The sequence below is a fragment of the Alloiococcus sp. CFN-8 genome (assembly GCF_049943125.1).
GTDB lineage: Bacteria > Bacillota > Clostridia > Clostridiales > Clostridiaceae > JAEXZL01.
Window position 1 is genome coordinate 1,277,024 of record NZ_CP188040.1, and the last position, 15,101, is coordinate 1,292,124.

12 protein-coding genes, 1 tRNA gene and 2 rRNA genes are annotated in these 15,101 nt (G+C 40.7%); 1 reads left to right on the forward strand and 14 read right to left on the reverse strand.

Annotated features, from left to right (window positions below; all coding sequences use genetic code 11):
* Positions 1–3: 3 nt before the first annotated feature.
* The 9 genes from ACPWSR_RS05620 to ACPWSR_RS05660 form a co-directional block, all read right to left on the reverse strand.
* On the reverse strand, positions 4–1,794 hold the full coding sequence (locus tag ACPWSR_RS05620; RefSeq protein WP_426350721.1) for an NADH-ubiquinone oxidoreductase-F iron-sulfur binding region domain-containing protein: 1,791 nt from the start codon (positions 1,792–1,794) through the stop codon (positions 4–6).
* Between the two features lie 19 nt (positions 1,795–1,813).
* Positions 1,814–2,179, reverse strand: a complete 366-nt coding sequence (locus ACPWSR_RS05625; RefSeq protein WP_426350722.1) for a (2Fe-2S) ferredoxin domain-containing protein — start codon at positions 2,177–2,179, stop codon at positions 1,814–1,816.
* Entirely contained in the window at positions 2,176–2,730 is a 555-nt protein-coding gene (locus ACPWSR_RS05630) for an ATP-binding protein (protein WP_426350723.1), read from the reverse strand. Before ACPWSR_RS05630 ends, ACPWSR_RS05625 begins: the two co-directional genes overlap by 4 nt.
* Before the next feature lie 12 nt (positions 2,731–2,742).
* Positions 2,743–3,243, reverse strand: coding sequence for an NADH-quinone oxidoreductase subunit NuoE (gene nuoE, locus ACPWSR_RS05635; protein ID WP_426350724.1), 501 nt, complete (start codon positions 3,241–3,243; stop codon positions 2,743–2,745).
* A gap of 150 nt (positions 3,244–3,393) precedes the next feature.
* The gene (locus tag ACPWSR_RS05640; protein WP_426350725.1) at positions 3,394–4,113 is read right to left on the reverse strand and encodes a PHP domain-containing protein; all 720 of its coding nucleotides are present in this window, start codon (positions 4,111–4,113) and stop codon (positions 3,394–3,396) included.
* A complete protein-coding gene (locus ACPWSR_RS05645; protein WP_426350726.1) occupies positions 4,110–4,448 on the reverse strand; it encodes a DRTGG domain-containing protein in 339 nt (112 codons plus the stop codon). Before ACPWSR_RS05645 ends, ACPWSR_RS05640 begins: the two co-directional genes overlap by 4 nt.
* A 1-nt stretch (position 4,449) precedes the next feature.
* Positions 4,450–5,751: a [Fe-Fe] hydrogenase large subunit C-terminal domain-containing protein gene (locus tag ACPWSR_RS05650; RefSeq protein ID WP_426350727.1), complete on the reverse strand. Its 1,302-nt coding sequence runs from the start codon at positions 5,749–5,751 to the stop codon at positions 4,450–4,452.
* Between the two features lie 14 nt (positions 5,752–5,765).
* Positions 5,766–6,191, reverse strand: coding sequence for an ATP-binding protein (locus ACPWSR_RS05655; protein WP_426350728.1), 426 nt, complete (start codon positions 6,189–6,191; stop codon positions 5,766–5,768).
* Positions 6,191–6,541: a DRTGG domain-containing protein gene (locus ACPWSR_RS05660; protein ID WP_426350729.1), complete on the reverse strand. Its 351-nt coding sequence runs from the start codon at positions 6,539–6,541 to the stop codon at positions 6,191–6,193. The genes ACPWSR_RS05655 and ACPWSR_RS05660 overlap by 1 nt, the downstream gene beginning before the upstream one ends.
* Before the next feature lie 243 nt (positions 6,542–6,784).
* Here ACPWSR_RS05660 and ACPWSR_RS05665 point away from each other — a divergent pair, with 243 nt between their 5' ends.
* On the forward strand, positions 6,785–7,387 hold the full coding sequence (locus ACPWSR_RS05665; RefSeq protein ID WP_426350730.1) for a histidine phosphatase family protein: 603 nt from the start codon (positions 6,785–6,787) through the stop codon (positions 7,385–7,387).
* Positions 7,388–7,459: 72 nt separating this feature from the next.
* Here the strand turns inward: ACPWSR_RS05665 and ACPWSR_RS05670 are convergent, their stop codons facing one another.
* The 5 genes from ACPWSR_RS05670 to ACPWSR_RS05690 form a co-directional block, all read right to left on the reverse strand.
* A complete protein-coding gene (locus ACPWSR_RS05670; RefSeq protein ID WP_426350731.1) occupies positions 7,460–8,644 on the reverse strand; it encodes an NAD(P)-dependent malic enzyme in 1,185 nt (394 codons plus the stop codon).
* 282 nt (positions 8,645–8,926) lie between these two features.
* Entirely contained in the window at positions 8,927–11,215 is a 2,289-nt protein-coding gene (locus tag ACPWSR_RS05675; RefSeq protein WP_426350732.1) for a hydratase, read from the reverse strand.
* Between the two features lie 510 nt (positions 11,216–11,725).
* Positions 11,726–11,801 (reverse strand) — tRNA-Lys (locus ACPWSR_RS05680).
* 6 nt (positions 11,802–11,807) lie between these two features.
* Positions 11,808–11,924: ribosomal RNA gene (gene rrf, locus ACPWSR_RS05685) — 5S ribosomal RNA — on the reverse strand.
* 75 nt (positions 11,925–11,999) lie between these two features.
* Positions 12,000–14,907, reverse strand: a 23S ribosomal RNA gene (locus ACPWSR_RS05690).
* Positions 14,908–15,101: the final 194 nt, after the last annotated feature.

The window sequence follows — 15,101 nt, forward strand, 5'->3', positions numbered from 1 at the left end:
CTCCTACCTTTTTACAACAGCATTAAACTTACAGCTATCCATACATACTCCGCACTTAATGCATTTATCCTTATCTATAACATGAGGGTTCTTTACGCTACCGCTGATAGCTCCCACAGGACATTTTCTAGCACAAAGTGTACAACCTCTACATTTATCAGCCTCTATTTCAAAGCTTAAGAGCTTCTTACATACTCCAGCAGGACATGTCTTATCAATTACATGAGCTTCATATTCATCCCTGAAATATCTTAGGGTAGAAAGAACTGGGTTTGGAGCTGTCTGGCCAAGTCCACAGAGTGAATTATTCTTAACATAGTAGCAGAGCTCTTCCAGCTTATCTAAATCCTCAAGGGTTCCCCTACCATCAGTAATTTTATCTAAAATTTCAAGGATTTTTTTGGTACCCAAACGACAAGGAGTACACTTACCGCAGCTTTCATCAACGGTAAAGCCCAAGAAAAACTTAGCTATATCTACCATACAGTTGTCTTCATCCATAACGATAAGTCCACCTGAACCCATCATAGACCCTATTGATATCAAGGATTCATAATCCATGGGTGTATCTATAAGAGATGCAGGTATACATCCACCGGAAGGTCCACCAGTTTGAGCTGCCTTAAACTTCTTGCCTCCTGGTATTCCTCCTCCTATGTCATATATAACCTCTCTTAAGGTTGTTCCCATTGGTATTTCCACAAGTCCTGTGTTAACTATCTTGCCGCCTAAAGCAAACACCTTTGTTCCCTTGGATTTTTCAGTACCCATGGAAGCAAACCATTCTGGTCCATTGAGAATTATTCTTGGAACATTGGCGTAAGTCTCAACATTATTCAGTATAGTAGGCTTACCAAATAGTCCTTTAACTGCTGGGAATGGTGGTCTTGGTCTTGGTTCTCCTCTGTTACCTTCTATGGAGGTCATGAGAGCAGTTTCCTCTCCACATACAAAGGCTCCTGAACCCAGACGAACATCTACATTAAATTTAAAGCCTGTACCTAATATATTATCTCCTAATAGGCCATATTCTCTTGCATGATTAATCGCCGCCTTTAATCTCTGAACAGCTATAGGATATTCCGCTCTAACATAAATATATCCTTGAGTAGATCCTATGGCATAGCCGGCTATTGCCATGGCTTCTAAAACTGCATGAGGGTCACCTTCTAATACAGAACGGTCCATAAAGGCACCAGGGTCACCTTCATCGGCATTACAGCATACATATTTCTGATCAGCCTCAGAGGCTGCAGCAAAGGCCCACTTTCTTCCTGTTGGGAAGCCTACTCCTCCTCTACCTCTAAGTCCAGAATCAAGCATAACCTGAATTACCTCTTGAGGTGTCATTTCTGTAAGAACCTTAGCTAGAGCCATATATCCATCTGTGGCTATATATTCATCAATTGATTCAGGGTTGATATTACCACAGTTTCTAAGAGCAACACGGTTTTGCTTTGCATAGAAATCTGTATGAGCAAGGCTCTTTATGGTATTATCCTCGTTAACTGTTTCCTGATATAAAAGCTTCTTAACAACTCTACCCTTTATGATGTGCTCATCAACAATTTCCTCAATATCCTCAACCTTTATATGAGAATAAAAGGCTCCTTCAGGATAAACTATCATTATTGGCCCCTTAGCACAAAGACCGAAGCATCCTGTCATAACTATTTTTACTTCTTCCTCTAAGCCCTTAGCCTTGATCTGTTTCTCCAGCTCTTCAAGGATACTTCGGGAGTTTGAGGATGTACATCCAGTACCTCCGCACACCAGCACATGAGATCTTATCATATTAAGCTACCTCTCTTTCTTATTCTGCAGAACCAATGGTATATTCCGCTACTACTCTGTTATTTACCAGGTGCTCATGGACCACCCTTACTGCCTTCTCCGGTGTCATCTTCACGTAAGTTATCTTTTCGTTTCCATCGTAAATTTCCACTATTGGCTCATATCGGCACATCCCAACACAACCTGTTTGAGTAACCATAACATGAGAAAGGTTACGCTTTGCAACTTCTTCTGTAAGTGCTGCTAGAACAGGCCTTGCACCAGCTGAAATACCACAGGTAGCCATACCTACCAGAACTCTAATAGTCTTATTGTTATCATCTCTTAAATTGATGGTATTCTTCATTCTTTCCCGTATTTCTTTTAAATCCTCTATAGACTTCACAATGAAACACCCCCATATAAATCTCTTATTTTTTCATTTACATATTCCTTTATCCAAAGTACAATTTCAGGATTATTCAAAGGAGCTCCTTCCAGGACAAGACTTAACTCCTCTGTACTAAATAAAAAACTTCTGCCTCCATAGCTATGAGAATAATTAAGCTTAATATCTGGATGGCATTGAATCAAAGTACCTATAGTCTCGCCCATATCTCCTAAAGGCACCCTATCTATATGACTATAACCAAAGGTTGCCTCCACGGTAGTTCCTATACTCCTTTTTGACTGAATTTCAAATTTCCCTCCAGTTGCTTCCGCTGCCTCTTTAAAGAGTGGAATACCCATACCAACCTTTCTTGTAGTCCTGGTAGTGACAAAAGGATTGGTCACCTCTCTAAGAAACTCTTCTTCCATACCACAGCCATTATCTTTAATGATAATCCTTAATAAATCCTCTTCCACTTTCTCATCAATAGAAATATCAATTGAGGAAGCATTAGCAGAAACAGAGTTCTCTGAAATATCCAATATGTTTAAAGATAATTCCTTCAAAGTATTATCTCCTTACTTTTGAGATTCTTTTCTGTACTTATCTAAGATACCTCCAACTTGTTCAGGAGTTACCATTCCATATACATCGTCATTAATCATCATAACCGGTGCTAATCCACAGCAGCCTAGGCATCTAGTGTCCTCAATTGAGAATAAACCATCCTCAGTAGTCTCCTTCATCCCTATACCTAAGGTATCTTGAATCTTTTCTAAAACCTTTGCAGAGCCTTTTACATAACAAGCTGTCCCCATACAAACCCCTATCTTATACTTACCCTTTGGCTTAAGAGCAAACTGAGAATAGAAGGTTGCAACCCCGTAAACCTGAGAAAGAGGAATATTAAGATTATCTGCGATAACCTCTTGAACCTCAATAGGAAGATATCCGTAAATATCTTGAGCTCTCTGCATGATAGGCATCAATGCCCCCTGCTCATTTTTATATTGAGCAATCACATCCATGAGTTCCTTTTCCTGCTGGGCGGTTCCATTAAACTTACATTCTGTACTCATACTTTATCCTCCAAACTTTTTAATTAAAATACACTTATTCTAGTAGATGTATTATTAAACTAAGTTAAAATAGAAATAAAATTAAAATTAATTTTATTATAGCAGAGCTTGTTAAAAAAAACACATATATTAATAAAATTTTTTAAATATTTAATCATCTATTCCGCTAATATACTCTAGCACCTTTTTGATACTGCTAGAAGACACCTCAATAAAATGCTCTCTTTCTGCTATATCCCATAAATAATGGGCATCAGAATTCCTTATTATAAGCTTATCCTTTAATAGCTTCTGTTTCCTTAGTATATCATCCTCTACAGCTCTAGGAGAAAGCTCATAAACAGAGAAATTCATATCTTCAGTTATAAATCCTAGTACAGAAAGAATAGAATAGGAGCTTTTATCTATGTGCGCTGGTATCACTATACCATTATATTCCCTACATAAAGAAATAGTCTCATATATACCGATATTAGAAGCAGTGATAAGAAGCTTTTCTTCTATCCCTACTGCCTCATCCTGCGAATTCATATAGATTTGCTCCCCAAACACTTCTTTTTTGTTAATAATATCCTGCATATTGTTATAAATGTAGCAAGAAAACTCCTCTGCTTTTTCTATATCATTAAATAAGCATAATACATGGACATCTTCTCTAGTATTAAGCTCCATGCCAGGGATAACTATAAGTCCATTTCTCTCCCCTACCTCCATGATAGCCCTGCAATTGCCACAGGTATTATGGTCTGTTACTGCAATTATATCTAAACCTTTTAATATAGACATATTTACTATATTATTAGGTGTCATATCCATATCCCCACAGGGAGAGAGACAGGAATGGATATGAAAGTCATAATAAAGCTTCATAGCTTTGAGGACAGGCAGTTATTTATGTTAATAGCTGCTTCATAAGCAGACTCCTTTGTTCTAAGGATACAGACTCCCTGATCTAAGGCTTTCTTTAAGGCTAGCTCATCTAAGGCAACATTTTCTGCAAGTACAATACAGGCTACTTCTGTAAGTACAGCAACAGCTACTACATTAATATTACTCATTATGGTTATCCATAGGTTTCCCGGAGATGCGTGTCCCATAACCCAGCTCAGAAGATCACCTATGTAGCATCCTGTTATTTCCTTGTGCATATCTCCAGCTGTAACTATTTCATAATTTAACTTTTCTGATAATTCTTCCACCCTCATGCTATTCCTCCTGCTTCTTTGCATTCTTTAAGGTCTTTTCATACATCTCACTGAGCCTATCCCTGATTACAAATAAACAATCAGTAATATTAGCACTACCGCTTACTATATCTTCAGCAAGAGCCCTGCAGGTAGGTGCACCACAAGCACCACAGTCAAGCCCAGGAAAGGAAAGCTCTATTTTATCCATTTCCTTCATCTTTTTCATAGCTACTGAAATATCACTATCCAGCTCCATTACCGGCTCGTAGGTTATCCTCTCCTGCCACAACATACTATCCATATGAAAATCCTCCTGCAGCTTATTTTTGCTAACAGGGAGGTACTTCCTTAACTTTTTTATCTTTACTTTAGCAACAAAAGGGTTTTCCACCGTTAAAACACCACCTACACAGCCTCCAGTGCAGGCATTTAATTCTATAAACTCCATTGACTTAAGCTTTTCTTTTTCTATTTCTTCAAGAACCTTGATAACATTTTCTATTCCATCAGCAGCGAGATACCTATCCCTTAAAAGTCCGCTGGACTCACCTCCACTTAAAGGCCAGCTCAGGCCAACAATTCCACTAGAGGCAAGCTGCATGGGAGTATCTATCTTATTCATTTCTTTTAAAAGCCTTGGATATAAATCATTAATTGAAAATATTCCGTCTACCCCTGATGAATCTAAAGCCAAGGGGGTTTTCCCCTCCGTTACCTTAGCAGCACAGGGTGAAATAAAAAATACACCTATCTCATGAGGCTCTAAACCAGTTTTCCTTATAGCCTCCTCTCTAGCCATTGCTGCTGCTAGATTAAACGGAGCAACCACAGGCAAAAGGTTATCACATAGGTCTGGGAATTTAGTTCTTACTAATCTAACTACTGCTGGACAGGCAGAACTGATTACAGGCGTAGTAATAAGTCCCTCCTTCATGAGATGTCTCGTATAATCGGAAATAACTTCTGCAGCCTTAGATACCTCAAAGACCTGATTAAAGCCCATATTAATCAGACCTGTAAGAATATAATCTATATCTTCTAAATGAGAAAATTGCCCATATAAAGCTGGTGCAGGCAGTGCAACTGACCATTTAAAGCTTTTAATGCATTCATCGAAATTATCATATACAGCCTTCTTTGCTTTATAAGGGCATACTCTTATACATTCACCACAATCTATACAACGCTCTGTGGTTATAACCGCCTTTCCACTTCTAACTCTTATAGCTTCTGTAGGACATCTTCTTATACAAGTAGTGCAGCCTCTACATTTTTCATAATCTAAAATTACTGAATGAGAAAACTTAGTCCTATTCTCCATATCTCCTCCTACAACTATACTATAAATACTGACATGTATATGGTAGTCCCTGCCCCTACCTCAGTAACGATTTCCATGGAGTCTGAGTATTTTTTCATATTTGGAAGACCTATGCCAGCACCAAAGCCTATGTTTCTAATGTTATCAGGAGCGGTAGAATACCCCTCCTGCATGGCTAGCTCAACATCTGCTATTCCTGGCCCTTTATCTGAAAGTATAATGTCAATTCTCTCTGGTGTAATATCAACGTCTGCTACCCCTCCACCAGCATGAATGACCATATTGATTTCACCTTCATACATAGCAATTGAAACCTTCCTTATCACTTCTTTGGAAACACCTAATTTCTTTAATATTCTTTTGGTGTCACTGGAGGCTTCTCCTGCTGAGGCAAAATCATTCCCATCTACCCCATAATGAAGCTTTATTCCTTCATTCATTACTTGCTGAGACCCTCATCCACTCCATTTTTATACAGTAATCCGCAGGCCTGAAACATTGGCATTGAGGTAGCAATTAATATAATATCCCTGTCCTTAGCTAGGCGAACAGTCTCTTGATCGGGCTTCTTCCCTCTAACAAATACCACACAGTGCATATCCATCATCTCTGCCGTCCTTACGCTCTGTGGATTTGTAAGACCAGTTAAAAGCAAGCCTTGGTTCTTCACATAAGATAAGACATCACTCATCATATCACTGCCGCAAGCAGAGGTGATCTCCGTATCTAATAGCTCTTCTCCCGTTATAAGCTCTCCTTGAAGCAATTCAATAATTTCGAATACCTTCATGGTCTTCTCCCTTCATACAAAAGTTAATATTTATTAACACTCTGTTATAATTATATCAAAGGTGACAATTAAAAAATAGCTCATAGGAAATATTTTCTTAACTTTCAGAATTATTCTTAATACAAATATATCTTGAAGCTCAATAAATCACGGGGTATAATTGTAAATAAATTGAAGCAGCAGCCATCTTACTATTTATATAATGGCTGCTGCTTATTAACTATGTGGAGGTGCACAAAAACTATGAGATTATTGGTTATTCGCCATGGAGAATCAGAAGCTGATTTAATGGATGTACATGAAGGACGAGCAGACTTTTCCCTGACAGAACGCGGTCACAAGCAGGCTAAAGCCATGGCTCTATTTGTAAAGAACAATTACAACATATCTGCTATTTATTGCAGTACCCTGAAAAGAGCTCATCAAACTGCAGCTCATTTGTCAGAAGCTACAGACATTCCTCTCATTCCTGATGATAAGCTTATGGAGTTTAATAACGGCCTCATCGCTGGCTTAGAAAGAACAGTTGCCCATGAGAAATATCCGTTTGTTGAAAATCTCCCTATCCACGCTGCTGTATATGAGCAGGAGTCCATCCTAGAGTTCAGATTTCGGGCAGATTATATTCTATCCAAGATTATCTCAGATACCCCTCCTAACGCTACAGTGGCAATTGTCTCTCACGGTGGTATGATTAATCAACTCTATCAGGCCTTTCTCCGCCTACCTATAGACAGCAACATCATTTTCGGAACTGGCGACACGGGTATCCACAGCTGGTATTTAGATGAAAAAAAACGTCGTGTGCTCATGGCAAACTATACTGGTCATACGAAGGACATTTAGCTTGTATATTTTCAATCATAGGAATTACTAAAGTAAATATCATGAGTTATATAATAGTTCAGTTATGGAAAACTATATTCTAGCTACTCCAGTTCTACGGGCTGCTTCTGCTACCGCCTCAGAAACGGATCTGGAGACTCTAGGATCAAAGGCTGCTGGTATAATGTAGTCTGCTGTTAATTCTTCCTCAGTAATTATATTTGCTATGGCATTAGCTGCAGCAATTTTCATTTCATCATTTATATCAGAAGCCCTAACGTCAAAGGCTCCTCTAAACATTCCTGGGAAAACCAGTACATTGTTTATCTGATTGGAAAAGTCACTTCTTCCGGTGGCAATAACCTTAGCTCCACCAGCCTTAGCATCCTCTGGGAATATTTCTGGGGTTGGATTTGCACAGGCAAAAATTATAGCATCCTCTGCCATGGTCTTAACCATCTCAGAGGTTACTAGTCCTGGAGCGCTTACTCCTATAAATACATCAGCATCCACAAGAGCATCCTTGAGAGAGCCCTTTCTTCCACCATTATTGGTTATTGAGGCCATATTTTTATGATAAAGGTTACCTTCAGTATTATCCTCTGTAAGTATTCCTTGTCTATCGCAAAGAATAATATCCTTTACCTTAAGGCTCATAAGCATTTTAGCTATTGCAATACCTGCAGAACCAGCCCCATTAATGACTACAGTAATCTCTTCTAATTTCTTTTTTACTACCTTTAAAGCATTTATTAATCCCGCAGCTACAACTATCGCTGTACCATGCTGGTCATCATGGAATATAGGAATATCACATTTTTCCTTAAGCTTCTTTTCTATTTCAAAGCATCTTGGTGCAGAAATATCCTCTAAATTAATTCCTCCAAAGCTTCCAGAAATAAGATGAATAGTATTCACTATCTCATCCACATCCTTACTTTTTATACATAAAGGGAAGGCATCTACATCACCATAGGTCTTAAAAAGAACACACTTCCCCTCCATCACAGGCATTCCCGCCTCAGGACCTATATCCCCAAGACCTAAAACTGCAGTTCCATCGGTTACCACTAGACAGGTATTCCATCTTCTAGTAAGCTCATAGGATTTATTTATATCCTTCTGAATTTCTAAACAAGGCTCTGCAACTCCTGGAGTATATGCTATAGCCAAATCCTCCTTTGAAGCTGCAGGAACTCTTGATATCACTTCTATTTTACCCTTCCATTCTCCATGAAGTCTTAAACTTTTTTCAGCTGTCGTTAAATTGCTATTCATTTTGTTAGTCTCCTCTAAATATGATTTCTTATCTTATAGTAAAAATATATATTAATATCTTTTACCAATCACTATCTTATAATATTATTATTTTTTGTAAAATAAAATATATAATTCTACATATTATGAGTTTTTATTTATGTAAATCATTCTTATTTTGTCCAATAGCAAAAAAAGAAAACGTAAATAGGAAAGAACATCTGAACTTTCATATTTACGTTTCTTTTATTGTAAGATAATCCAAAAGTGCTTTCAAGCAGGTAAATTACTTGCTATATAGTACTAGCTTCTTCTATTGAAATTTATTAAACATCCAGCCTTTACAATCTTTTTCTCATCCTCTGTCATAGGGCTAATGTGAAGCTTTATTTCTTTTACACCATCGCTGATTACATAAGCAGGAATATTACTCATATCCCCTTCTAATGCTGCTAATATATCAGGAACATATATATAATCCCCTACATTAAACTCAGGTTCTTCACCAAGTAAAAATGGTAGCATTCCCCAGTTAATAACATTAGAACGGTATCTTTTCGTTGCATATTCCTTTGTAATATTAGCTAGTCCTCCAATAACCCTCTGACAGCTAGCGGCCTGTTCACGGGCAGAGCCATCTCCAGGCTTCACTGCATAAATTACACTCCCTATTTCTATGTCCATGGAATTTATATTTTCGCTTCCTGGTATTGACGAAATCATTTCATATATATCTTTAAGTTCAGGTTCAACATTCTTATGGTATTCACCGGAAACCCTTGCTTTTTCTATTTTTGCTACCGCTTTTGTCCTTCCCACATATTCAGGATCTCTTCGAGACAAAGTAAACTCTGCTAGTCCTAATGGATTAGAACGATATGAAGAGGTTTCACCAGAGGGTATCAACTCATCAGTAGTTGTTACTGGATCCATAATCTTAGAGCATACCTTTAGAAGTATATTATTGCTCAAGGGGCTCATCTCTGGCCAGTCCTTTATATTAGGTCCATATACCAGCTCTATTTTACTTTCTCCAGTACCATAGCCTTGGAAAACTCTATTGGTGTATGAAGTTTTATCAAAGTCATAATCAGGCACTTGATAATCATAACTTAGCTCCGTTGCTGGTGTTAGCTTGCCACCCGCAGCTGCTGTAGCTGCAATTGACCTTGCATCCATGAGGGCAACGGCTGAAATCTGATTATTTCCTGGCTTTGAACCTTCACGATTAGGGAAGTTTCTAGTGGTATGGCGAATACTCAAAGCATTATTAGATGGAGTATCGCCAGCCCCAAAGCATGGCCCACAGAAAGCGCTTCTTATGATAGCTCCTGCTGCCATCAGCTCAGAAATAGCACCTTTCTTTATTAAATCTGCATACACTGGCTGAGAAGAAGGATATACAGATAAAGAAAATTGATCATTACCGCAGGATTTACCCTTTAAAATATGTGCTGCTTCCATAATATTTGAATAGCCTCCTCCGGCACAGCCTGCTATAACCCCCTGCTCTACCTGGAGCTTGCCATTTATTATTTTATTGGTTAGATTAAAATCAATATTAGGATTATCTATTATCCTTGAGGCCTCAAGCTCTACCTTACGGAGTATATCCTCAAGATTTGAATTCAACTCATCAATTTCATAGACATTGCTTGGGTGGAAAGGCAAAGCAATCATTGGTTTTATAGTAGATAGGTCTACATAGAGCAAACCATCATAATAAGCTATCTCTGAGGGATTTAACTCTTTATAGTCCTCTCCCCTACCATGGATAGTGAGATATTCCTTAGTATCCTCATCGGTTCTCCATATAGAAGATAGACAGGTAGTTTCTGTGGTCATTACATCAATGCCATTACGAAAATCAGTGGTCATGGAAGATACTCCTGGTCCAACAAACTCCATGACCTTATTCTTTACATAGCCATTTTTAAATACTGCCCCTATTATAGCTAGGGCAATATCCTGAGGTCCTACCCCTGTCCTTGGCTTTCCATCTAAATAAATTGCTACTACTCCTGGATAGGCAACATCGTAGGTATTAGAAAGAATCTGCTTTACTAGCTCTCCACCACCTTCACCAATAGCCATTGTACCCAAAGCACCATAGCGAGTATGACTGTCAGAGCCTAAAATCATCCTTCCACAGCCAGCCATCATCTCTCTCATATATTGATGTATCACAGCCATATGAGGAGGAACAAATATTCCACCGTATTTTTTAGCAGCAGATAGGCCAAAAACATGATCATCCTCATTGATAGTACCTCCCACAGCACAGAGAGTATTGTGGCAGTTAGTAAGAACATAAGGAATAGGAAACTTGTCCATTCCTGAAGCCCTAGCAGTTTGTATTATTCCAACAAAGGTTATGTCATGTGAAGCTAAGGAGTCAAATTTTAACTTAAGATTTTTCATATTCCCGGAGGTATTATGTGCTTTTAGAATTGAATATGTTATGGTGCCTTTTCTTGCTTCTTCTAAATCAGCTTTTCTCCCCGTAAGAGCAAATATTCTTTCACCGTCCTCTTGCTGGACAATTTCCTTTCCCCTTACCAAATAAGTACCACCTGAATACAGCTTAATCATTTACCATTCCCCCTATAGATTATCTATTGCTGGATAAGTTATTTAGATTATAATCCTATAGCTGCCACATCTATAGCCAAAGCTGCTGTCCTATACATTAAAATCATTCCAAAACTCCCCATATATTATAATCAAAAAGACTATGCCTATTTAACATAGCCTTTTAATATATTATTTTTAAAATAACATATCCACAGTAAACCTGTTTTTCATACACCTTAATTAATTTTTATACAATTATATCACATTTATACATTATCCTACAGTAATAATTGCATAATTATTAATAAAATATATATTGTAAATTTTCAATTATAGTAGCGCAGACCCTTATAATATCACATACTTAAATATAATATAATCAATATAACTCCAGTTTTTTTGCAGTTTATTTTCTATATGTCTTCATATTTACTCATACTAACCTTTTATAAAGGTATATATCTTCATAGCTTAATTCCTTAAAATAAAAAAACGCTGTACTAAGATTAATATCTTAATACAGCGTTTTGGTGGCTCACCGGGGAATCGAACCCCGGACACCATGATTAAAAGTCATGTGCTCTACCGACTGAGCTAGTGAACCACAAAAACCCGGCAACTTCCTACTCTCCCACAGAGCTTCCCCTGCAGTACCATCGGCCCTATGAAGCTTAACCATCGTGTTCGGAATGGGAACGGGTGTTACCTTCATGGCATTGCCACCGGATATTCTGGTTTTGAAAGAATTTTTGTTCTTTCAAAACTGCATACAGAATGATGTTTTGTAAAGTCGTCATTTATTTTGGTCAAGCCCTCGACCTATTAGTATCGGTCAGCTGAACACGTTGCCGTGCTTACACCTCCGACCTATCAACCTCGTGTTCTTCGAGGGGTCTTACTAGCTTACGCTATGGGAAATCTAATCTTGAGGTGGGCTTCACGCTTAGATGCTTTCAGCGTTTATCCCTTCCCGACATAGCTACCCAGCTGTGCTCCTGGCGGAACAACTGGTGCACCAGAGGTCAGTCCATCCCGGTCCTCTCGTACTAAGGACAGCTCCTCTCAAATTTCCTGCGCCCGTGGCGGATAGGGACCGAACTGTCTCACGACGTTCTGAACCCAGCTCGCGTGCCGCTTTAATGGGCGAACAGCCCAACCCTTGGGACCTACTTCAGCCCCAGGATGCGACGAGCCGACATCGAGGTGCCAAACCTCCCCGTCGATGTGGACTCTTGGGGGAGATCAGCCTGTTATCCCCGAGGTAGCTTTTATCCGTTGAGCGATGGCCCTCCCACGAGGTACCACCGGATCACTAAGTCCGACTTTCGTCCCTGCTCCACTTGTAGGTGTCGCAGTCAGGCTCCCTTATGCCTTTGCGCTCTTCGAACGATTTCCGACCGTTCTGAGGGAACCTTTGAGCGCCTCCGTTACTTTTTAGGAGGCGACCGCCCCAGTCAAACTGCCCGCCTAACAATGTCCCGTCACCAGCTTCATGGTGCCCGGTTAGAATTCCAGTACTGTCAGGGTGGTATCCCAAGGTTGACTCCACAGAGCCTGACGACCCTGTTTCCCAGTCTCCCACCTATCCTGTACAGACAATACCGAAACTCAATGCTAAGCTGCAGTAAAGCTCTACGGGGTCTTTCCGTCCAACCACGGGTAGCAAGCATCTTCACTTGCACTACAATTTCGCCGGATTTGCAGTTGAGACAGTGCCCAAGTCATTACGCCATTCGTGCGGGTCAGAACTTACCTGACAAGGAATTTCGCTACCTTAGGACCGTTATAGTTACGGCCGCCGTTTACTGGGGCTTAAGTTCATGCCTTCGCTTGCGCTAAGCAATCCCCTTAACCTTCCAGCACCGGGCAGGCGTCAGCCCCTATACATCAGCTTACGCTTTAGCAGAGACCTGTGTTTTTGCTAAACAGTTGCTTGGGCCTATTCTCTGCGGCCATGTCTCCATGGCACCCCTTCTCCCGAAGTTACGGGGTCAATTTGCCGAGTTCCTTAACTGCAATTCTTCCGCCAGCCTTAGGATTCTCTCCTCACCTACCTGTGTCGGTTTGCGGTACGGGTACTGTCTCTCTCCCTAGACGCTTTTCTTGGCAGCGTGGAATCATGTACTTCGGCCCCGTAGGGCCTTCCCCATCACACCTCAGCTTAATACAGGCGGATTTGCCTATCCTGTATACCTAAGTGCTTAGACCAGCATCCAATAGCTGGCACACACTATCCTCCTGCGTCACGCCATCGGTAATAACGATTAACAGCAGTATCGGAATATCAACCGATTGTCCATCACCTACGCCTTTCGGCCTCGGCTTAGGTCCCGACTAACCCTCAGCGGACGAGCCTTCCTGAGGAAACCTTAGGTTTTCGGCCAATGGGATTCTCACCCATTTCTCGCTACTTATGCCTACATTCTCACTCCTGTACAGTCCACCGCTCCTTACGGTACGACTTCAGCCCATACAGGACGCTCCCCTACCACTGACACTATTGTGTCAATCCGTAGCTTCGGTGATAGATTTTAGCCCCGGACATCTTCGGCGCGGGATCTCTCGACTAGTGAGCTATTACGCACTCTTTGAATGAGTGGCTGCTTCTAAGCCAACATCCTAGTTGTCTTAGAAATCCCACATCCTTTACCACTTAATCTATACTTGGGGACCTTAGCTGACGGTCTGGGCTTTTTCCCTTTTGACAATGGCACTTATCTGTCACTGTCTGACTGCCGGACTCATAGTATGCGGCATTCGGAGTTTGATAAGGTTCGGTAAGCTATACGCCCCCTAGCCCATTCAGTGCTCTACCTCCGCTACTCATATCCGACGCTAGCCCTAAAGCTATTTCGAGGAGAACCAGCTATCTCCGAGTTCGATTGGAATTTCTCCGCTATCCACAGCTCATCCCATGGTTTTTCAACACCAACGTGGTTCGGTCCTCCACGGAATTTTACTTCCGCTTCAACCTGGCCATGGATAGGTCACCCGGTTTCGGGTCTACGGCATGCAACTAGTCGCCCTATTAAGACTCGGTTTCCCTTCGGCTCCGTACCTAAAGTACTTAACCTCGCTACATACCGTAACTCGTAGGCTCGTTCTACAAAAAGCACGTCATCACACACATAAGGTGCTCTGACCGGTTGTAGGCACATGGTTTCAGATTCTATTTCACTCCCCTCCCGGGGTTCTTTTCACCTTTCCCTCACGGTACTTCTTCACTATCGGTCATCAGGTAGTATTTAGCCTTGGGAGGTGGTCCTCCCTGCTTCCCACAAGGTTTCACGTGTCTCGTGGTACTCTGGATCAGAACTGGCTATCAATGACTTTCACCTACAAGGCTGTTACTTTCTGTGGCCCAGCTTTCCAGCTGGCTTCGGTTAGTCATCTCCTGCATTTATTGTTCTGTCCGCAACCCCGGAAACAAGTTTCCGGTTTGGGCTCTTTCCTTTTCGCTCGCCGCTACTAAGAAAATCGATTTTTCTTTCTCTTCCTCCAGGTACTTAGATGTTTCAGTTCCCTGGGTTTACCCTCCATAACCTATGGATTCAGTTATGGATACATGGGGTTACCCATGTGAGTTTCCTCATTCGGAGATCTCCGGATCACTGGCTATGTGCGCCTACCCGAAGCTTATCGCAGCTTATCACGTCCTTCATCGGCTCCTGATGCCAAGGCATTCACCATGCGCCCTTTGTAGCTTGACCATATTCGCTCACATTAAGCTGCGTACTGCTTCGTCGCTTTCGTCACTACGGTACTCACGTACGGTTTTGTACGCTCCGTGCCTTCGTTCCTCGGCTCCTCGCATTACTTCGCTTACTGTTCGCTCTGACGTAGAGACTTAAAAGTCATACGTCAAGGTTTAATTAGTTTACGGTTTTACAATTAATTCTCAGCG